At 72.1% G+C, this 19123-nt stretch carries 19 protein-coding genes; 9 read left to right on the forward strand and 10 right to left on the reverse strand.

Features of this window, described 5'->3' with window-relative positions:
* Nucleotides 1-51: 51 nt before the first annotated feature.
* The 3 genes from Asi02nite_RS31695 to Asi02nite_RS31705 all read right to left on the reverse strand — a co-directional run bounded on the left by Asi02nite_RS31695 (nt 52) and on the right by Asi02nite_RS31705 (nt 2713).
* Nucleotides 52-1053: an inorganic phosphate transporter gene (locus Asi02nite_RS31695; RefSeq protein WP_203717682.1), complete on the reverse strand. Its 1002-nt coding sequence runs from the start codon at nt 1051-1053 to the stop codon at nt 52-54.
* A gap of 4 nt (nt 1054-1057) precedes the next feature.
* Entirely contained in the window at nt 1058-1684 is a 627-nt protein-coding gene (locus tag Asi02nite_RS31700; protein ID WP_203702839.1) for a DUF47 domain-containing protein, read from the reverse strand.
* Nucleotides 1685-1834: 150 nt separating this feature from the next.
* Nucleotides 1835-2713, reverse strand: coding sequence for a PPK2 family polyphosphate kinase (locus Asi02nite_RS31705; RefSeq protein ID WP_373312362.1), 879 nt, complete (start codon nt 2711-2713; stop codon nt 1835-1837).
* Nucleotides 2714-2783: 70 nt separating this feature from the next.
* On the opposite strand from Asi02nite_RS31705, the gene sigJ reads away from it, so the two are divergent.
* Nucleotides 2784-3728 (forward strand): RNA polymerase sigma factor SigJ, encoded by a 945-nt coding sequence (sigJ, locus tag Asi02nite_RS31710; protein WP_203717684.1) that lies wholly within the window; start codon nt 2784-2786, stop codon nt 3726-3728.
* Here the strand turns inward: sigJ and Asi02nite_RS31715 are convergent.
* A complete protein-coding gene (locus Asi02nite_RS31715; protein WP_203717685.1) occupies nt 3725-4228 on the reverse strand; it encodes a DUF402 domain-containing protein in 504 nt (167 codons plus the stop codon). The genes sigJ and Asi02nite_RS31715 overlap by 4 nt on opposite strands.
* A gap of 201 nt (nt 4229-4429) precedes the next feature.
* On the opposite strand from Asi02nite_RS31715, the gene Asi02nite_RS31720 reads away from it, so the two are divergent.
* The gene (locus Asi02nite_RS31720; RefSeq protein WP_239127300.1) at nt 4430-6448 is read left to right on the forward strand and encodes an ATP-dependent DNA helicase; all 2019 of its coding nucleotides are present in this window, start codon (nt 4430-4432) and stop codon (nt 6446-6448) included.
* Nucleotides 6449-6550: 102 nt separating this feature from the next.
* On the opposite strand, the gene Asi02nite_RS31725 is transcribed toward Asi02nite_RS31720, so the two are convergent.
* Nucleotides 6551-7828, reverse strand: a complete 1278-nt coding sequence (locus Asi02nite_RS31725) for an AI-2E family transporter (protein ID WP_203717686.1) — start codon at nt 7826-7828, stop codon at nt 6551-6553.
* A gap of 137 nt (nt 7829-7965) precedes the next feature.
* Between Asi02nite_RS31725 and Asi02nite_RS31730 the strand changes: the two genes are divergently transcribed.
* Complete coding sequence (locus tag Asi02nite_RS31730) at nt 7966-8298, forward strand: GroES family chaperonin (protein ID WP_203717710.1); 333 nt, start codon at nt 7966-7968, stop codon at nt 8296-8298.
* Here the strand turns inward: Asi02nite_RS31730 and Asi02nite_RS31735 are convergent.
* On the reverse strand, nt 8289-9623 hold the full coding sequence (locus Asi02nite_RS31735; protein ID WP_203717687.1) for a PrsW family intramembrane metalloprotease: 1335 nt from the start codon (nt 9621-9623) through the stop codon (nt 8289-8291). The two genes, Asi02nite_RS31730 and Asi02nite_RS31735, sit on opposite strands and share 10 nt — an antisense overlap.
* Nucleotides 9624-9673: 50 nt before the next feature.
* Here Asi02nite_RS31735 and Asi02nite_RS31740 point away from each other — a divergent pair, with 50 nt between their 5' ends.
* Nucleotides 9674-10315 (forward strand): HD domain-containing protein, encoded by a 642-nt coding sequence (locus Asi02nite_RS31740; protein WP_203717688.1) that lies wholly within the window; start codon nt 9674-9676, stop codon nt 10313-10315.
* Here the strand turns inward: Asi02nite_RS31740 and Asi02nite_RS31745 are convergent.
* Complete coding sequence (locus Asi02nite_RS31745; RefSeq protein ID WP_203717689.1) at nt 10284-10568, reverse strand: DUF4031 domain-containing protein; 285 nt, start codon at nt 10566-10568, stop codon at nt 10284-10286. The two genes, Asi02nite_RS31740 and Asi02nite_RS31745, sit on opposite strands and share 32 nt — an antisense overlap.
* A gap of 23 nt (nt 10569-10591) precedes the next feature.
* Between Asi02nite_RS31745 and Asi02nite_RS31750 the strand changes: the two genes are divergently transcribed.
* A complete protein-coding gene (locus tag Asi02nite_RS31750; protein WP_203717690.1) occupies nt 10592-11986 on the forward strand; it encodes an FAD-binding oxidoreductase in 1395 nt (464 codons plus the stop codon).
* Nucleotides 11987-11990: 4 nt separating this feature from the next.
* Here Asi02nite_RS31750 and Asi02nite_RS31755 read toward each other — a convergent pair whose 3' ends face one another.
* Nucleotides 11991-13796, reverse strand: coding sequence for a glycerol-3-phosphate dehydrogenase/oxidase (locus tag Asi02nite_RS31755; RefSeq protein ID WP_203717711.1), 1806 nt, complete (start codon nt 13794-13796; stop codon nt 11991-11993).
* A 69-nt stretch (nt 13797-13865) separates the two neighbouring features.
* On the opposite strand from Asi02nite_RS31755, the gene Asi02nite_RS31760 reads away from it, so the two are divergent.
* Entirely contained in the window at nt 13866-14789 is a 924-nt protein-coding gene (locus Asi02nite_RS31760) for a GNAT family N-acetyltransferase (RefSeq protein ID WP_203717691.1), read from the forward strand.
* Nucleotides 14790-14897: 108 nt separating this feature from the next.
* On the forward strand, nt 14898-15218 hold the full coding sequence (locus Asi02nite_RS31765) for a hypothetical protein (protein ID WP_203717692.1): 321 nt from the start codon (nt 14898-14900) through the stop codon (nt 15216-15218).
* Between the two features lie 74 nt (nt 15219-15292).
* Here the strand turns inward: Asi02nite_RS31765 and groL are convergent, their stop codons facing one another.
* Both groL and Asi02nite_RS31775 read right to left on the reverse strand, forming a co-directional pair.
* On the reverse strand, nt 15293-16912 hold the full coding sequence (gene groL, locus Asi02nite_RS31770) for a chaperonin GroEL (protein ID WP_203717693.1): 1620 nt from the start codon (nt 16910-16912) through the stop codon (nt 15293-15295).
* A gap of 535 nt (nt 16913-17447) precedes the next feature.
* Nucleotides 17448-17648 (reverse strand): cold-shock protein, encoded by a 201-nt coding sequence (locus Asi02nite_RS31775; RefSeq protein ID WP_203717694.1) that lies wholly within the window; start codon nt 17646-17648, stop codon nt 17448-17450.
* A gap of 242 nt (nt 17649-17890) precedes the next feature.
* On the opposite strand from Asi02nite_RS31775, the gene Asi02nite_RS31780 reads away from it, so the two are divergent.
* Together Asi02nite_RS31780 and Asi02nite_RS31785 are read left to right on the forward strand one after the other, a co-directional pair.
* On the forward strand, nt 17891-18748 hold the full coding sequence (locus tag Asi02nite_RS31780) for a hypothetical protein (protein WP_203717695.1): 858 nt from the start codon (nt 17891-17893) through the stop codon (nt 18746-18748).
* Nucleotides 18749-18756: 8 nt separating this feature from the next.
* Nucleotides 18757-19089 (forward strand): gamma-glutamylcyclotransferase family protein, encoded by a 333-nt coding sequence (locus tag Asi02nite_RS31785; RefSeq protein ID WP_203717696.1) that lies wholly within the window; start codon nt 18757-18759, stop codon nt 19087-19089.
* The last annotated feature ends 34 nt before the right edge of the window (nt 19090-19123 follow it).

Genomic DNA, 19123 nt, shown 5'->3' on the forward strand with positions numbered 1-19123 from the left:
GAGCGCCCGCGCCGGACCGGGACTCCCGGCGCGGGCCGGGACCGAACCGCTCTAGAACATCGGGCGGACCAGGTAGTAGGTGAGGGCGGCCATCGCCCCGGCGGCTGGGAAGGTGAGGACCCAGGCGCCGACGATGTTGCCGGCTACGCCCCAGCGGACCGCGGAGAGCTTCTTGGTCGCGCCTACGCCCATGATCGCTGAGGTGATCGTGTGGGTCGTCGAGATCGGGGCACCGAGGACGAGGGCGTTGAAGTAGAGGACGCCGCTCGCCACCGTTTCCGCCGCGAAGCCCTCTGGTGGGCCCAGGTGGATGATGCGGCGGCCCAGCGTGCGGATGATGCGCCAACCGCCCGCGTACGTGCCGAGGGCCAGCACCGAGGCCGACGTCCAGAACGCCCATTCCGGGATGAAGTCCGAGCTGCTCTGGTGCCCGCCGACGTACAGCGCGAGCACGATGATGCCGATCGTCTTCGCCGCGTCCTGCATGCCGTGGCCCACCGACATCGCCGCCGCGCTGGCCGTCTGTGCCCAGCGGAAGCCGCGGTTGAGCTTGGCCGGGTGGCCGTTCCGGAAGATCCACCGGATCAGCACCATCACGACGTAGCCCAGGGCGAAGCCGACGAGCGGCGAGAGCACCATCGGCAGCACGACGCTGTCGAGCACCTTGGCCCAGAGCACCGTGCCGGACGCCGCGATCGTGCTGCCGACGAGGCCGCCGATCAGGGCGTGTGACGAGGACGAGGGCAGGCCGAAGTACCAGGTGATCAGGTTCCAGACGATCGCGCCGGCTACGCCCGCGAAGACCACGCCCAGGCTGCCCGCGCCGGTGGGCAGGTCGACCAGGCCTGAGCCCACCGTCTTGGCGACCTTCTCGCCGAAGTGGGCACCGATGAAGTTGCCGATCGCGGCCATCAGCAGCGCCACGCCCGGGGTCAGCGCCCGCGTCGAGACGCTGGTGGCGATGGCGTTGGCGGCGTCGTGGAAGCCGTTGGTGTAGTCGAACGCGAGCGCGATGACGATCACCGCGAGCACGGCGATGAGGGGAGCGTCCAACGGTTCAGGATTCCTTGACAGCGATCGTCTGCACGGTGTTGGCCACGTGCTCGAAGGCGTCGCAGGCCGCCTCGAGCTCGTCGGCGACCTCCTTCATCTTGAGCACCGTCAGCGCGTCGTACTCACCGGAGAAGAGCCGGACCAGGAGCATCCGGTACGACCGGTCGCCCTCGTTCTCGAGCCGGTTGCACTCGATCCAGTAGTCCTCGAGGTCCTTCATCGACTTGAGGCGGGGCATCGCGTCGGCGGTCAGCTTGGCCTGCTGGTCGAGCACGTTGACGAGCTCGTGCATCTCCCGGGGCAGTGCCGGCAGCTTGGTCAGCCCGTAGAGGTAGAGCAGGTTGCCGACGGCTTCCAGGTGGTCCATCACGTCGTCGAGCAGCGAGCCGAGACGGTAGATGTCCTCGCGGTCGAACGGCGTGACGAACGTCGAGTTGATCTTCTGGTAGAGCTCGTGGGTGAGCTGGTCGCTGTCGTGCTCGACCTCGGTCAGCCGCTCGCTGACCGATTGCACGTCCACGCCGGGCAGGGCGAGTTCCTGGAGCAGCTCGGTGCCGCGGACGTGGTTGTCCGCCGCTCTGCTGAACAGCTCGTAGAAGGCGCCGTCGGTGGGGCGGAAGGAGAACTTCACGGCACGGACCTCGTCGCGTCGAAGGGGGTGTCCGGACGCGCTGCCGGAGAACGCGTTCACCGAATGCTAAGAAACCTCTGAACTGGCCTTTCGCCGGGCTACCAAGGTCAACCCGACCGCAACCCCGCGTTCACCTGTTGTTCACCTGAATCAACCGTCCGCTTCCAGACGGCGACGCTGCGCGGCCAGGTCGTAGTCGGGCTGGGGGTAGCTGAGGTTCAAGTCCGCGAACGTCTCGCGCAACAGGTGCGCCAGCGCCCAGTCGCGGTACCACTTGCGGTTGGCGGGCAGCACGTACCAGGGCGCCTCGTCGGTGCCGCAGCGCGCCAGCGCCTCGCCGTACGCGGCCTGGTAGTCGTCCCACTTCGCCCGCGAGTCGAGGTCGTCGGGGTTGAACTTCCAGTGCTTGGTCGGGTCGACCAGCCGCTGCGTCAGCCGCTCGCGCTGCTCGTCCCGGGAGATGTGCAACATCACCTTGACCACGGTGGTGCCGGCACCGACGAGTCGGCGCTCGAAGTCGTTGATCTTCTGGTAGCGGGGTCGCCAGACCGACTCCGGCGCGAGTCCGTTGACCCGGACCACCAGCACGTCCTCGTAGTGGGACCGGTTGAACACGCCGACGTAGCCGGCCGGCGGCAGTGCCTTGCGGATCCGCCAGAGGAAGTCGTGGCGGCGCTCCTCGGGGGTGGGCGGGCCGAACGCCTTGATGTGCAGGCCCAGGGGGTTCATCGCGCCGGCGACCCGCTTGACGGCACCGTCCTTGCCGCCACAGTCCATGGCCTGGAGTACGAGCAGCACCGAGCGCCCGAGCTGCGGCTCGACGGTGGCCTGGGCGAACAGCATCTCCTGCTGGGTGGCCAGCTCGGCGCCCATCAGCTCGAGCTCGGCCCGCGCCCAGACCTTGGGGTCGCGGCCGGTGGTCTTGCGACCGGGCAGGCCCGGCGTCGAGTTCGGATCGATCGCGGCAAGATCGACCGGCACGTCGGGGTCGGTGGACCCGACTCGCAGCAAGCTGCGCATATCCGACATATCGGTCACTCCCGGTGCGGCGACTGTGGCAACGACGACGCTGGCAGAATGCCCACAAGGGGAGGCTGGCATGCAAGACCTTGCGCGCGAGTTCGAAGCTGAGCGGGATCATCTGACCGCGGTGGCCTACCGGATGCTGGGCAGTCGCGCCGAGGCCGAGGACGCCGTGCAGGAGGCCTGGCTGCGCTACGCCGGCGCGCTGGCGGACCCGGCGGCACGGGCCGAGATCCGCGACCTGCGCGGCTGGCTGACCACCACGACCGCCCGGATCTGCCTCGACGTGCTGCGCTCGGCGCGGGTGCGGCGCGAGGCGTACCCCGGTCAGTGGCTCCCGGAACCGCTGGTGACGCGCCTGGCGGACCCCAGGCCCGACCCCGCGGAGCGGGCGGTACGCGGCGACGAGGTGGGCATGGCGCTGATGGTGGTGCTGGAGCGGCTGACACCGGAGCAGCGGGTGGCGTTCGTGCTGCACGACGCGTTCGGAGTGCCGTTCGACGACATCGCGGCGGCGCTGGGCACGACCGTGTCCGCCGCCCGGCAACTCGCCTCCCGCGGCCGGCGCGCGGCGACCGACGGCGCCCCGCGCAACACCGCCTCGCCCAGAGAGCAGCGCCGGGTCGTCGAGGCGTTCCTGACCGCGACGCAGACCGGTGACATCGAGAAGCTGATGGCCGTGCTGGCGCCGGACGTGGTCTTCGTCGGCGACTCCGGCGGCTACTTCCCGGCCGCCCGGCGGCCGCTGCTCGGTGCTTCGCAGGTGGCGAAGTTCGTGCTCGGGCTGGTGCGCCAGATGCCCGGCATGACGGCCAACCTGCGGGCGGAGATCGTCGACGTCAACGGGATGCCGGGCGTGCTGGTCGACGCGGTCTACAAGGACGGGCGCCCGTTCCGCTCGGTCATGTCGTTCGCGGTCTCGGACGGCGTGGTCACCGCGGCCTACAACCAACTCAACCCGGAGAAGATGGCCCGGGTGCCCGCGCCGGCAGCGGACGCGCGAGGGTGGCCGCCCCGCTAGACGACCAGGGCGAGCCACTTCCGGTACGCGGTGGCGAACGGCTCGGTGCCGTCGCCCAGTGCCTGGAAGAGCAGCTTGGCGGCGGCCTCGGCGTTGGCGACCAGGTCGTCCGGGTAGCCGAAGCGGGCGCGGTGGTCGGCGAACTCGTCCTCGTCGCGCAACTCGACGGTGCCGGTCGTGCGGCGGCGGACCACGTCGAGGTCGAGGTCGATCAGATGCACGGTGTCGCCGCGCCAGCGGGCCGGTGTCGTGATGTCGCAGTAGACCTCGCTGGTGCGCGGCGGCGGGTTGAACATGCCGCTCCACCAGGCGTCGTGGGGCACGAGCACGACGAACGGGATCTTCTCGACCGACGGCCGGCCGTGGTAGACGGACTCGGTGCCGCGGGTCACGCCGAGCCAGACACCAAGGTCGTCCTCGGCCAGGCGACGAGCGGGGTAGTCCCGGTGGGCTGATCCGTCATATTTGCGGTAGACGACCCGGACGATGTCGCTCGGCACACAGCTACCCTAGCCGATTTGTTGGTAACCGCTCTCGCGTTGCCGGGTTAACGGCACGTGGCGCGGAGCGGGTTCGTCGGTGGGTGCGGGTACCGTCGCACGGTGACCTCGTCAGCGCGTACCCGTCCGTCCGCCGAGGCATTGCTCACCGCCGCCGTCGGCGCGGTCCCCGGCGGTGCGGCCCGGCCGGGTCAGCAGCGGATGACCGACGCGATCGCGACGAGCCTGGCCGACCGCGAGCACCTGCTGGTGCAGGCCGGCACGGGCACCGGCAAGTCGCTGGGCTATCTCGCGCCCGCGCTGACCGTCGACGGGCCGGTGGTCATCTCGACCGCGACGCTGGCGCTGCAGTCGCAACTCGTCGACCACGACCTGCCCCGGCTCGCGGACGCGGTCGAGCCGGTGCTGGGGCGGCGGCCCACCTACGCCGTCCTCAAGGGACGCCACCACTACGTGTGCCTGGCCCGCCTGGAGAGCTCGGCCGAGGAGGAGCCCGACGACGCGCTCTTCGACGCGCCCGCCACGACGGCCGCGGCGCCGGTCAAGTGGCTCGGCGAGGCCGGCCGCCTCGGCAAGCAGATCCTCCGCCTGCAGGAGTGGGCGATGGAGACGGCGACCGGCGACCGCGACGAGCTCGACCCGGGCGTCGACGACCAGGCGTGGAAGCAGGTCTCGATGCCGGCCCGCGAGTGCGTCGGCGCGCAGCGCTGCCCCTACGGCACCGAGTGCTTCGCCGAGGCGTCCCGGGTGCGGGCCCGCGAGGCCGACATCGTCATCACCAACCACAGCCTGCTGGCGGTCGACATGCTCGCGGGCCGGCACATCGTGCCCCCGCACAAGCTGCTGGTCATCGACGAGGCCCACGAGCTGGCCGACCGGGTCTCGTCGGCGTCCCAGGCCGAGCTGACCCCGGAGCTGGTCGACCGGGCCGCCCGCCGGTCGCGCCCGTTGATCCAGCCGGAGCTGGCGGAGACGCTGCTCGAGGCCGGCGACGCGCTGGCGGTGGGCCTGGCCGAGGCGCCCGCCGGCCGGATCGTGGCGGGCCTGCCCGACGCCCTGCGCGAGGCCTGCACGCTGCTCGACGCCGCCACCCGCGGTGCGCTCGACAAGATCGGCGACGTCAAGGCAGACGATCCCGACCCGGTGACCAAGCAGCAGGCCAAGGCGCTGATCGACGACATCTCCAAGACGGCGCAGCGGTTGCTCGAAGAGGCCGACCACGACGTGGCCTGGGTCGAGAAGCCCGAGCGGCCAGGGCCGGGCCGGCGGGCGCTGGTCGTGGCGCCGCTGTCGGTGGCCGGCACGCTGGCGACCCACCTCTACGAGGAGCGCACGGTGGTCGCGACGTCGGCGACGCTGGCGCTGGGTGGCCGCTTCGACACGGTGGCCCGCGCGCTGGGGCTGCCGGCGGCGGAGCCCGGCGCCGTCCCGGCGCCGCGCACCGACAGCGCCCGCACCCCCGTGGCGGCCGCGGCGGCGGCGAAGACGGCGGCCCGCTCCCCCAACCTGTCGGTCGCGGCCGGTGAGGTCGCCGAGCAGGGCGGCCCGGGTTGGCGCTCGCTCGACGTCGGGTCACCCTTCGAATACGCCCGCCAGGGCATCCTCTACGTCGCCGCCCACCTGCCGCGCCCGGCCGCGTCGGGGCTGCCCGACCAGGCGGGTGAGGAGTTGCTGACGCTGGTGGGCGCGTTGGGCGGCCGCACGCTGGGGCTGTTCTCGTCGCGCCGGGCGGCCCAGCAGGCGGCCGACCTGGTCCGCGCGCGCACCGACCTGCCGGTGCTGCTCCAGGGCGACGAGTCGCTGCCGCTGCTGGTCCGCCGCTTCCGCGAAGACAAGGCGAGCTGCCTCTTCGGCGTGATGTCGCTGTGGCAGGGCGTCGACGTCCCCGGCGACGCCTGCCAACTGGTGGTCATCGACCGCCTGCCGTTTCCCCGCCCGGACGAGCCCCTGGCCGCGGCCCGCGCGGCGGCGGTCGACGCCAGCGGCGGCTCGGGCTTCGCGGCGGTCAGCGTCCCGATCGCGGCGATCCGCCTGGCCCAGGGCGCGGGCCGGCTGATCCGCTCCCACGGCGACAAGGGGGTGGTCGCGGTCCTGGACAGCCGCCTGGAGACGGCTCGTGGCTACGGCCCGTTCCTGCGCAGGTCTCTGCCGCCGTTCTGGTACACGACGAAGCAGGACGTCGCCGTCGGCGCCCTGAAACGCCTGGCCGCCACCAACTGAGTCCCTCGGTTTGAGGGTGACCCGCCGCGGAGGTGGCAGCGCAGCGGTGTCTGGCGGGAGCGGCGGTCGTGCCCACGACGGGCCCGAGCCCCGCATTCGCCGTTATTCGCGCGTGCTCACGACTTCGACGCCGGGCGGGATGCTGGGTGGGCGGCGTTTGTTCAGGCGGCGGATCGCCGTGTTCAGCACCGCGATCAGTGGCACCGCGATCAGCGCCCCCACGATGCCCGCGATGACCACGCCCGAGGCGATGCCGACGATCACCGCGAGCGGGTGGATCGCCACCGCGCGGCCCATGATCAAGGGCTGGAGGACGTGGCCTTCCAGTTGCTGCACGCCGATGACCGCGCCCAGGACGATCAGGGCGACGATCGGGCCCTGGGCCACCAGGGCGACCAGGACCGCCACCGCGCCCGAGAGGGTGGCGCCGACGATCGGGATGAAGGCGCCCAGGAAGACCAGGGCCGCCAGCGCGAACGCGAACGGGATGCGGCAGATCATCAGGGCGATGCCGATGCCGAGGGCGTCGATGAAGGCGACCAGCACCGTCGCCCGCACGTAGGAGCCCAGCGCCGACCAGGACGCCTGGCCCGCGTCGTCGATCCGCCAGCGGGCGCCGACCGGGAAGAGCCGCACGATGAAGCGCCAGATCTTGCGGCCGTCGCGGAGGAAGAAGAACGTCGAGAACATCACCAGCAGGGCGGCCGTCAGGACCTCGGCGACCGTCGCCGCCGTGGCCAGGGCGCCGCTGGTGACGCGGGACGAGTTGTCGGTGATCCAGGACTGCGCCTCGTCGACGTACCGGTTGATCTGCGCGTCGCTCATGTGCAGCGGGCCGGTCTGCAGCCAGTTCTGGATCTGCTTGATGCCCTTGGCGGCGTCCGCGCCGAGTTGCGGCGCGCCGGCGACGAACTCGTTGACCACCAGGGTGAGCGTGCCGGCCACCGCGGCCACGCCGCAGATCATCACGACCACGGTCGCCAGCGTGCGGTGCAGGCGCGCGCGCAGCAGCCAGCCGACGGCCGGCGAGAGGAACGCCGTGAGGAGCAGGGCGATCGCCAGCGGGATGACCACGAAGCGCAGGATCCCGATCACCCGGACCACGCCGTAGATCGCGATCGCCAGGACCAGTAGGCGCCAGGACCAGGCGGCCGAGATGCGCAGGCTGTACGGGACGTCCGCGTCGTCGCGGCTGGCCGTGGACGGGTGCGTCGGTGGCGGTGGCGGCGGGGGCGGTGGCGGCTCCGCCTCGGGGAGCACCGGCTGGAACCGGTCGCCCGGGCTCGACACCTCCCGCGCGACGCGTGCCGCCCGCACGGAGTCGCGGCCCGCCCGGTAGGCGCGCCGCAGGCTCGCCTGAACCTTCTGGAACCGACCCAAGACTCCCCCTGACGCGTGAATCGCCCTCCCACCGTAGCGGCTGGACCGATCGGCCCTTGGCCCATCCGACCCCGATCCGACCCCGGAGTTTGCCCAGATGCGGCCGCGCGGACAGCGCGAGGTACCGTTCCCGCGTGATGGCCGACGCTGACACTGAGAAGCTGCCCATCCGGATGCTCCACGACCGCGTGCTCGTCAAGCTCGACGGTGCCGAGGGTGAGCGCCGCTCGACCGCCGGCATCGTGATTCCGGCGACAGCGTCCATGGGCCGACGGCTCGCCTGGGCGACGGCGGTGGGCGTCGGCCCGCACGTCCGCTCGATCGTGATCGGTGACCGGGTGCTCTTCGACCCCGAGGACCGCTCCGAGGTCGAGTTGCAGGGCCGCGAATACGTGCTGCTCCGCGAGCGGGACGTGCACGCCGTCGCGGCCCAGCGGGTCGACAACGACGGCACGGGCCTCTACCTGTAGCCGGGCCCTCCGTAGTAGGGCCGTGGCGGCGCCAGCACCACCGGGATCGGCACGACCGGGTCCTCGGGCGCGGGCAGCGGGCGCCGCACCCCGTCCGGGAACATCACCTCGTAGCGCTCGCCGTCCCAGAGCGCCGGCGGCACCTGCGGGTCGCGGCCCACGAACGCCTGGCGGTAGGTCGAGATCTCGGCCAGCAGCCGCTGCTCGTCGCGCTCGGCCCGGCCGCGGTCGACCGGCCGGCTGTCGAGACCGCGCTCCAGCCCGTCGCGGAGCAGCGCGAGCCGGGTCGCCGCGAACTGGAAGCCGCGCATCGCCTTCACGCCGTCGGGGCCGGCCACCCGACGGGCCCACTGCCGGGCCGCGTGCCGGCGGGCCAGGGAACCGAGCGCGGCGACCTCGGGCGGGCTGAGCCAACCGGCCTGTACGTAGATCGGCAGCGCCCGCTCGGTGAGCCGCCCCTCGAAGCCACGCAGCCAGATGGTCAGCCCGAGCACGCCGAAGAAGACCGGCACCATCAGCGCGATGTAGCCGTACAACAGGATCAGTTCCTGACCCGTGGCCAGCGCCAGCGTCGGCAGCAGGTTCCAGGTGCCGTGCAGCATCATCGCGACCAGCAGGCCGGCCAGCGGAGCGCAGACCCGCACCCAGCGGTCGGCCGAGCGGGCCGCGATGCCGAGGCCGATGCCGGTCATCGAGGTGAACAGCGGGTGCGCGAAGCCCGTCAGGAAGATCCGGACGATGAACGTGAGGATCAGCATCTGCGCGCCGAAGGCGGGGCCGACCTCCTCGCGACCGGCGGCGTAGCCGTGCCCGCCCAGGTAGAGGATGTTCTCCACCATCGCGAAGCCGACCGCGGAGAGCCCGCAGTAGACGATGCCGTCGGTGATGCCGGAGAACTCCCGCCGGTAGAGCACCAGGATCAGCGCCGGCCCGAGGGCCTTCATCGTCTCCTCGATGAACGGCGCCACGAGCACGGCGACCAGGCTCTCCGGCAGGCCCCACTGGGCGAACCTGTCGGCGGCGAAGGAGTTGACGCCGTAGGCGGCCAGCGTCGCGACGAACGCGCCCCAGGTGAAGGCGACCGCGAGCAGCTTGGCCGGCTCGGGCTCGTAGCGGTCGAGCCAGAGGAAGCAGGCCACGAGCACCGGGACCGGCAGGATCGCGGCGGCGAGGCCGATCACGGTGGCCTGGACGCCGATGTTCCAGCCGAGCACGATCGACATGGTGATCGCGCAGAGCGCGATGAAGAGGATGACTCCCAACAGCACCAGGACCCGCCAGCCCCGGCGCTCCTCGGCCGGCGTGGCGATCATGGGCTGCGTCATGAAGACAGAGTAACGACGCCGACCACCCCCGGTCCGGCGAGAATGGTGGGGTGAGGGATCTCGCCACGCTGTGGCGTGCGGCCGCCCGGTCCGCCGGGGCGACCGCCGACGACCAGGCCGTCGACGCCGCCGGTTCCATGCTGCTGGCCCGCTGGGCGGAGCCGCACCGGCGCTACCACACGCTCGAGCACCTGGGCACGGTGCTCGCCGTCGTGGACGAGGAGGCCGACAGGGCCGACCACCCCGACCTGGTCCGGCTGGCGGCCTGGTTCCACGACGCGGTCTACGACCCGCGTACGCCCGGCGACGGCAACGAGCAGGCCTCCGCCGCGCTCGCGGTGAGCTGCCTGGGCTCGCTCGGCGTCCCGACGGCCGCGATCGCGGAGGTACGGCGGCTGGTGCTGCTCACGGCGGGCCACGCCGTGCCGGCGGAGGACGCCGACGGGGCGCTGCTCTGCGACGCGGACCTGGCGGTGCTGGCGGGCGCGCCGGCCGCCTACGACGGGTACGCCGCCGCCGTGCGGGAGGAGTACGAGTTCGTCCCCGAGGCCGAGTTCCGGGCGGGCCGGGCGGCGATCCTGCGCCGGCTGCTGGACCTGCCGGCCCTCTACCGGATCCCGGTGCTGGCGCGGCGCTGGACCGAGCCGGCCCGGGCCAACCTCATCCGTGAGCTGGGCGCTCTCGACCGTTGAGATGCTTGGGGCGGCGCAGGCCCGCGTCCCGCAGCAGCCGCGCGATCTCCCGGCTCGGCACCACGGTCGCGCCGAGCCACACCGCCGTCGCGAACCGGTCGGCCGGCACGTCGTAGTGGTCCCGGTCGAACGCGCGCCGGGGCGATCCCAGCATCTCCGCGAACGCGTGGAGCTCGGCGTACGAGACGTCGCTGATCAGATGTGACCAGAGTCGCCCGCGATGCGGCCACGCCGGCGGATCGAGATAGACCACCTCCAAAGGCTAACGTCGCGGGTATGGCAGACCTCATCTCGGAGTTGCGTGCCGGCTTGCCCGACGGTGCCGTGCTGACCGATCCCGACCTCCTCCGGGGCCACCAGCGTGACGAGGCCGACCTGGTGCCGTTCGGGCTGCCCGCGGTGGTGGTGCGGCCGCGGACGACCGCCGACGTGGTCACCGTGCTGCGGGCGGCGGCCCGGGCCGGCGTGCCGGTGGTGCCGCAGGGCGCCCGTACGGGCCTGGCCGGGGCCGCGAACGCCGTGGACGGGGCGGTGGTGCTCTCGACGGTCGCGATGGACCGGATCGTGGAGATCGACCCGGTCAACCGGTTCGCGGTCGTGCAGCCCGGCGTGGTCAACGCCGCCCTGGCCGGCGCGGTCGCCGCGGTGGGGCTGCGCTACCCGCCCGACCCGGGCTCGTGGGAGTCGTCGACGATCGGCGGCAACGTGGCCACCAACGCGGGCGGCATGTGCTGCGTGAAGTACGGCGTCACCGCCGAGTACGTGCTCGGCCTCGAGGTCGTGCTGGCCTCCGGCGAGGTCCTGCGCACGGGCCGCCGGACCGCCAAGGGCGTCGCCGGGTACGACCTGACCAAGCTGTTCGTCGGCTCCGAGGGCACCCTCGGCGTGATCACCGAGGTGACGGTGGGCCTGCGGCCGGCGGCCGACGCCGCGCTCACGCTGATCGCACTGTTCCCGACCACCGCGGCGGCCGGCGACGCGGTGGCCGCGATCTCCTCCGGCGGCTTCGCGCCGAGCCTGCTGGAGCTGCTCGACCAGACCCACCTGCGGGCGATCGAGGCGCTGCGGCCGATGGGGCTGCGCACCGACGCCAAGGCGCTGCTGCTGGCCTCCGTCGACACCGGCAGCCGGGCGCCCGACGACCTGGCCGCGCTGGAGGCGGTCTGCGCGTCGGCCGGCGCGCTGGAGGTGTTCGCGGCGACCGACGCGGTCGAGGCGGCCGAACTCCTGCGCGCCCGCCGGCTGGCGCACCCGGCGATGGAGAGGTTCGCCGCGGAGACCTACCCGGACGGCAGCGGTGGGCTGATCATCGACGACATCGCGGTGCCCCGGACGGCGCTGGCCGCGATGCTCGACGGGATCGAGAAGATCGCCGCCGAGTACGCGCTGCCGATCGGCGTCGTCGGGCACGCCGGCGACGGCAACCTGCACCCGAACATCGTGGTCGACCGCCACGATCCGGACTCGGTCGCGCGCGGCCGGGCCGCCTTCGACGAGATCATGCGGATCGGCCTGGAGCTGGGCGGCACCTGCACCGGCGAGCACGGTGTCGGGCTGCTCAAGAAGGACTGGCTGGCCCGGGAGATCGGCCCGGTCGGGATGGCGGTCCACCGGTCGATCAAGGCGGCGTTGGACCCGGGTGGTCTGCTGAACCCGGGCAAGATCCTTTAGCCGCTCAGGGCGTCACCAGCGGCGGTGGGGCGGTCGGGATCTCGAGGCCGCGGTCGGCGGCCAGGCCGCGGACGTCGGCGGCGCCCATCCGGGCCGCGTCGGCCGTGGCGTCGTCGGGCATCCGCTGGGACTCCCGCTCGGCGTCGACGCGGGCCAGGTAGTGCTCGATCTCGCGCTGCCGCACCGCGTCGTCCCAGCCGAGCACCCCGGCCATGACGGCCGCGGCGTGCCGGGCCGACTCGGCGCCCCGGTGGGCGGTCTCGAAGGAGATCCGGGTGCGCCGGGTGAGCACGTCGTCGAGGTGCAGCGCGCCCTCGGCGTAGGCGGCGTAGGCGACCTCGGCGGCCAGGTATTCCGGTGCCCCGGCCAGCGGCGCCGCGAGATCCGGGTCGGCGTCGATCAGCGCGAGCAACTCGGTGGTGAGCGTGCCGTAGCGCTCGAGCAGGTGCTCGACCACGCCGCCCTGGACGCCGCGCCGGCGGGCCAGGTCGGCCCGGTCCCGCCAGGCGGCGGTGTAGCCGTCGGCGCCGAGCAGCGGCAGTTCGGCGGTGCCGGACGGCTGGCCGCCGCCCAGCCGGCGGACGGCCCGGTCGACCACGTCGGCGGCCATCACCCGGTAGGTCGTGTACTTGCCGCCCGCGACGAGCAGCAGGCCGAGCATCGGCTCGATCACCGCGTGCTCGCGGGACAGCTTCGAGGTGGCGTCGGCCTCACCCGACAGCAGGGGGCGCAGGCCGGCGTACACGCCCTCGATGTCGTCCGTCGAGAGCGGCCGGGCGAGCCACGGGTTGACCTGGTCGAGGATGTATTGGATGTCCCGGGCCGAGGCGGCCGGGTGGGAGCGGTCGAGCTGCCAGTCGGTGTCGGTGGTGCCGATGATCCAGTGCCCGCCCCAGGGGATCACGAACAGCACCGAGGTCGGCGTGCGCAGGATCAGGCCGGCCTCGCCGGTGATCGCGCTGCGCGGCACGACGAGGTGGACGCCCTTGGAGGCCCGCACCCGGAAGCCCGGGCGGACGCCGACGTCACCGAGCATCCGGGACATGTCGTCGCTCCACACGCCGGTGGCGGCGATCACCGTGCGGGCGCGTACCTCGAACTCGGCGTCGGGATCGCCGGGCCGCGCCTCCATGTCGCGGACCCGGACACCGACGACCTCGCGGGCCTGGCGCAGGAAGCCGACCGCGCGGGCGCTCGTCACCATCGCGGCGCCCATGCTGGCGGCGGTGCGGGCGAGCGTGACGACCAGGCGCGCGTCGTCGACCTGCCCGTCGAAGTAGCGGATCGCGCCGGTCGTCACGTCGCCCCGCAGGCTCGGGAACATCCGGCGCGCGCCCTCGCGGCTCAGGTGGCGGTGCAGCGGCATGCCCCGGCCGTGACCGAAAACACCCGCGAAGACGTCGTACGCGGCGACGCCCATGCCGTAGTAGGACCGGCGGAACGCCCGCGCCGGCAGCTTGCCCGCCTGCAGCGGCACCAGGATCGGGACCGGGCGCACGAGGTGCGGGGCGAGGCGGGTGGCCAGCAGGCCGCGCTCGGTGAGCGCCTCGTGCACCAGGTGGAACTCGAGCTGCTCCAGGTAGCGCAGGCCGCCGTGGATCAGCTTGCTGGACCTGCTGGAGGTGCCGGCGGCGTAGTCGCGGGCCTCGATCAGGGCGACCTTGAGGCCGCGGGAGGCGGCGTCGAGGGCGGCGCCGACGCCGGTCACGCCGCCGCCGATCACCAGCACGTCGAACCGCTCGCCGCGCAGTCGGCGCAGGTCGTCGGCCCGCCGGCCGGCGGAGAGGTGGCTGGCGGTGAAGCGGGATATCGCGGGGTCTCGCACGAGACCACGGTAACCCTGCCGGCAATCGGGGTCAGCCCGGTAGCGTGCTGGCTCGTGGATCATGCGTACCAGCTCGCCGAGCTGACCCCCGAACGCGTACCGTCCGTGGCCGCGCTCTGCCGGGTGGCCCTCGACCTGCCCGAGGACGCCGCGGAGGCGGACGCCATCGTGGCCCGGCTGCGCGACCCCGGGCCGGTGCCGGGGTCGGCCGGGGCCCGACTGACCGTGGGCTGGGTCGCATTGTCCGGCGCCGAGGTGGTCGGGGTGGTGCTCGGATCATCCGGGTACGGGGACCCCGCGGTCGGGCACGTCGACCTGGTGGCGGTGCACCCCGCGCACCGGCGGCGCGGGATCGGGCGGGCGCTGTTGACGCAGGTGTCGGCGGGCCTGGCCGGGTTCGGCGCGACGTCGGTGGCGCTGGTCGGGAACGCGCCGGTGTACGCGTGGCCGGGGATCGACGTGCGCTACACGGCGGCCGTCTGTCTGGCTGCGGCGTGCGGGTTCGAGCGCACCGACATCGCCTGGAACATGACGGCGGACCTGACGCCGGGGTCGCCGGCGCTGGCTCCGACGGTGGCCGCGGAGGAGCGCCTCGCGTCCGCCGGGGTCGCCGTGCGGCGGGCGGTTCCGGCGGACGTACCGGGGCTGGTGGAGTTCGCGGTCACGCATTTCGGGCCCGGCTGGGGCGCCGAGGTGGGCGGGTCGGCGGGGGTCCACTACGCGGTGCGGGACGGCGCGGTGCTCGGGTTCGCCGCCTGGGGGTCGTCGCGGCCGTCGTGGTTCGGGCCGATGGGGACGGCCGCGGCCGCCCGGGGGTTGGGCGTGGGCGGGGTGCTGCTGCGGCGGTGCCTGCGGGACCAGTACGAGGCCGGGATGTCGTCGGCGCAGATCGGGTGGGTCGGGCCGGTGCCGTTCTACTCCGCGAACGCGGGGGCACGGATCGAGCGGGTCTTCTTCCTCTACCGACGGCGGGCCTGACGCTCCGGCCGCCACCGGCGGGGCCGCGAGCTCGAGGAGATGTAGCCCGAGCGGTGCATTGTGTCGCGAAACCCGGCGAAGGGCGGCGCGAGGGCCTAGCGTGCCGGCATGAGCCTCGAGGACGAGCCGCCCGGCCCGCCGCCGGTCGACGAGCCGTCACGGCCGGGGTCACCACCGGGCCCGACTCCCGCGGCCGGCGAATGGTGGTCGGCCGAGCAGCCGTCGCCGGGCGACTGGGCCGTGGCGCATGGCCTGTCCGTGCCGTTGGACGGCCCTGCGGACGAGGCGCCCGGCCTGCCGATGCCTCGCGACGGGTCGCTGGACGCGGATCGGCCCGGGCCGCTCGACGACGGGTGGGCGGGCGAGGACCGCAGCCCGCCGCGGAACGCCACGAGCCGGGCGGACAAGCGCCGCAACCAACGCCGCTAGGCCCGCCCACGGCGCGACATGCCGAAGGGCGGTCCGCTCGCGCGGACCGCCCTTCGGATGCTGCTTGGCTGGACTCAGAAGTCCATGTCACCGCCACCCGGCGCAGCCGGGGCCTTCTCCTTCTCCGGCTTGTCCGCCACCACAGCCTCGGTGGTGAGGAACAGGGCCGCGATCGACGACGCGTTCTGCAGCGCCGAGCGGGTCACCTTGGCCGGGTCGATGATGCCGGCCTTGAGCAGGTCGACGTAGTCACCGGTCGCCGCGTTGAGGCCGTGGTTGGTGTCCAGGTTGCGGACCTTCTCCACGACGACGCCACCCTCGAGGCCGGCGTTGACGGCGATCTGGCGCAGCGGGGCGTCGAGCGCGATCTTCACGATCGTCGCGCCGGTCGCCTCGTCGCCGACCAGGTCGAGCTTGTCGAAGGCGGTCTTGCCGGCCTGGACCAGCGCGACGCCACCACCGGGGACGATGCCCTCTTCGACAGCGGCCTTCGCGTTGCGGACGGCGTCCTCGATGCGGTGCTTGCGCTCCTTGAGCTCGACCTCGGTGGCCGCGCCGACCTTGATGACCGCAACACCGCCGGCCAGCTTGGCCAGGCGCTCCTGCAGCTTCTCGCGGTCGTAGTCGGAGTCGCTCTTCTCGATCTCGGCGCGGATCTGGTTGACCCGACCCTGGATCTGGTCCTGGTCGCCACCGCCGTCGACGATCGTGGTCTCGTCCTTGGTGACGACGATCTTGCGGGCGTGGCCCAGCATGTCGAGGCCGACGGCCTCGAGCTTGAGGCCCAGCTCCTCCGACACGACCTGGCCACCGGTCAGGATCGCGATGTCGGTCAGCATGGCCTTGCGGCGGTCACCGAAGCCCGGGGCCTTGACGGCGACGGACTTGAAGGTGCCACGGACCTTGTTGACGATCAGGGTGGCCAGGGCCTCGCCCTCGACGTCCTCGGCGATGACCAGCAGCGGCTTGCCGCCCTGCATGACCTTCTCGAGGATCGGGAGCAGGTCCTTGACCGACGAGATCTTGCTGTTGACGATCAGGATGTACGGGTCGTCGAGGACGGCCTCCATACGCTCCGGGTCGGTCCAGAAGTAGGGCGCGATGTAGCCCTTGTCGAAGCGCATGCCCTCGGTGAGCTCGAGCTCGAGGCCGAAGGTGTTGCTCTCCTCGACGGTGATGACGCCTTCCTTGCCGACCTTGTCCATCGCCTCGGCGATGATCTCGCCGACGCTGGTGTCACCGGCGGAGATCGAGGCGGTGGAGGCGATCTGCTCCTTCGTCTCGACGTCCTTGGCGATCTTGGCCAGCTCCTCCGCGACGCGCGCGACGGCGGCCTCGATGCCCCGCTTCAGGGCCATCGGGTTCGCACCGGCGGCGACGTTGCGCAGGCCCTCGCGGACGAGCGCCTGGGCGAGGACGGTCGCCGTCGTCGTGCCGTCACCGGCCACGTCGTCGGTCTTCTTGGCGACCTCCTTGACCAGCTCAGCGCCGATCTTCTCGTACGGGTCCTCGAGCTCGATCTCCTTGGCGATGCTCACACCATCGTTGGTGATGGTGGGCGCGCCCCACTTCTTCTCGAGCACGACGTTGCGGCCCTTGGGGCCCAGCGTCACCTTGACGGCGTCGGCGAGGGTGTTCATGCCCCGCTCGAGACCGCGGCGCGCCTCCTCGTCGAACGCAATGATCTTGGCCATCTGGCGTTGTCCTCCTGGACACTCACGGTCGCCGCGGCCCGGTCGGCCACGGAGAAACCGCCTGTTTTACGCACCTTCGGACGTCACTACCTGGCGACAGTGACGTCCGCCGGCCGGGCCGGATAGCCCGCGACGACCGGCCCCTTGCCGCGCCCGTCTCCATAGGGCGTCAGCGGTGGCCCCACCGTCCCGACCATTGGCACTCGCGGTTGGCGAGTGCCAAGACCTGTTTAGCACTCGGACCAGGCGAGTGCAAGCGAAGTCGGCCCACCGGGGGTGCGCCGCGACACCCCGATGATCTTGTCGCGGCGGTCGCCCGTACCCCGGTCGATTAATGACCTGTCAATTGTTGAAAGGCCTCGCTGTCCGCAATGCGCAAAGTCGCGAATAGATGGTGAGGTCAATGCATCATGCATCGAATCTCACTAACGCTGTGCCTTACAGCCAAAAAAGCGCCGATCCCGTGGGGGATCGGCGCTAGGTCGTCGTGGACCCGGGTGTGGTGCCCGGCTGAAGTTGGATCAGGCTCGAACCATTAGATGAGACGGACCTGCTCCGCCTGCGGGCCCTTCTGACCCTGCGCGATCTCGAACTCGACGCGCTGACCGTCGTCGAGTGCCTTGTAGCCGTCCATCTGGATCGCGGAGAAGTGGACGAACACGTCCTGGCCCCCATCGACCGCGATGAAACCGTAGCCCTTTTCACTGTTGAACCACTTGACGGTGCCCTGTGCCACGGTGCACTTCCTAACCTTTGATGCGCCTGCCGGTCCGAGACCGCCCATTCAAGGGTGTAGGTGAGCCCTCGAACATTGCGGCCGAAATCGTAAGGTACACGAGGAGTGACAAGCGTGCACTACCCCAAAATGGACACCCTGAGCGCCGACACCGGCGTCTCGCTCGTTAACCGAGCGTGTTTCGAGGCAAACACGGCGCACAGCCCGGCCGGCACCGGTCCCGTCAGCGGAACACGCTCCCGGTGCTCGTCGCGGTCCTGCTGATCACCCTCGGCGCCGCCCTCGCCATCCGCCACCTGGCACCGAAAGAGCAGGTCACGGTGGCCGCCGCGAAGCGCTCCGCACCGGCCGCCGGCGCCACCGCCATGCGGGTCGGCGAGGTCACGGCGCCGGGCGAGGGCTTCCGCTCCTGGGCGCTGCTGGACCGGACGACCGGCACGATCACGGGCTCGCCGAACATGGCCGCACCGAGCGACACGATGTCGATGGTGAAAGCCTGGTTGGCCGCGGATTATTTGCGAACGTCGGCCGAGAAAGACGAAGAGCCTTCGGATTTCCATCTGGGCCAACTCCGCATCATGATCCGCGACAGCGACAACGCGTCGGCGGTAGCCGTGTACAACCTGAACGGCGGCCGCGACTCGATCCTCCGCATGATCAAGATCTGCGGATTGACCGACAGCGCGCCCCATGCCGACAACTGGAGCAACACGACGATCTCGGCGCGCGACACGGTGCGCCTGGGCACGTGTCTGGCCGACGGCCGCGCGGCGGGCGCGACGTGGACACCGTGGCTGCTTTCGGAGATGCGCGCGGTCCGGGGAGTAGGCGATTTCGGCGTACGCCGCGCGCTTCCCGCACCCGCCGCGGCGGAAGTCGCGATCAAGAACGGCTGGCTCCTCCGCGACGAGGACGGCCAGTGGCACATAGCCTGCCTCGCGGTCACGGACCGCTGGGCGATCGGCGTACTGCTGCGCTATTCCGGATCACTCGGATTCGCGTACGGCGCGGCCCAGTGCACGGCGGTCGGCGCCGAACTCCTGGCCCCCACGACCCGCCTGGCGACACCCACGATGGCCGCGGCCGCGAGCCCGGGATGATCATTGCCATGCCTCTCCTCTTCTCGTACGGCACGCTCCGCGACCCGGCGGTCCAACAGGCCAACTTCGGCCGCCCACTGACGGGCCACCCGGACGCGGTGCCCGGTTACCGACTGGGCGTGCTGACCATCACCGACGCGGAGGTGGTCGCCCTCAGCGGCACGGCTGAACACCCGGTGGCGACCCCGTCGCCGAACCCCACGGACTCGATCGCCGGCGTGGTCTTCGAGATCACGGACGCGGAACTCGAGGCGGCCGACGGGTACGAGGTAGCCGACTACAAGCGGGTGCTACTCCCCCTGGCCTCAGGCGCGGAGGCCTGGGTCTACGTGGCCGCGTAGCGGGGGCTTTGCTCTGCACCCACATACGCACCAC

Source organism: Asanoa siamensis (assembly GCF_016862555.1).
Taxonomy (GTDB): domain Bacteria; phylum Actinomycetota; class Actinomycetes; order Mycobacteriales; family Micromonosporaceae; genus Asanoa; species Asanoa siamensis.

Bases quoted from the DNA above. Each gene is read 5' to 3' on its own strand.
- Asi02nite_RS31785 (WP_203717696.1), top strand. From the start codon at position 18,757: ATGCCTCTCCTCTTCTCGTACGGCACGCTCCGCGACCCGGCGGTCCAA.
- Asi02nite_RS31705 (WP_373312362.1), bottom strand. From the start codon at position 2,713: ATGTCGGATATGCGCAGCTTGCTGCGAGTCGGGTCCACCGACCCCGAC.
- Asi02nite_RS31750 (WP_203717690.1), top strand. From the start codon at position 10,592: ATGGCAGACCTCATCTCGGAGTTGCGTGCCGGCTTGCCCGACGGTGCC.
- sigJ (WP_203717684.1), top strand. From the start codon at position 2,784: ATGCAAGACCTTGCGCGCGAGTTCGAAGCTGAGCGGGATCATCTGACC.
- Asi02nite_RS31720 (WP_239127300.1), top strand. From the start codon at position 4,430: ATGACCGACGCGATCGCGACGAGCCTGGCCGACCGCGAGCACCTGCTG.
- Asi02nite_RS31730 (WP_203717710.1), top strand. From the start codon at position 7,966: ATGGCCGACGCTGACACTGAGAAGCTGCCCATCCGGATGCTCCACGAC.
- Asi02nite_RS31735 (WP_203717687.1), bottom strand. From the start codon at position 9,623: ATGACGCAGCCCATGATCGCCACGCCGGCCGAGGAGCGCCGGGGCTGG.
- groL (WP_203717693.1), bottom strand. From the start codon at position 16,912: ATGGCCAAGATCATTGCGTTCGACGAGGAGGCGCGCCGCGGTCTCGAG.
- Asi02nite_RS31765 (WP_203717692.1), top strand. From the start codon at position 14,898: ATGAGCCTCGAGGACGAGCCGCCCGGCCCGCCGCCGGTCGACGAGCCG.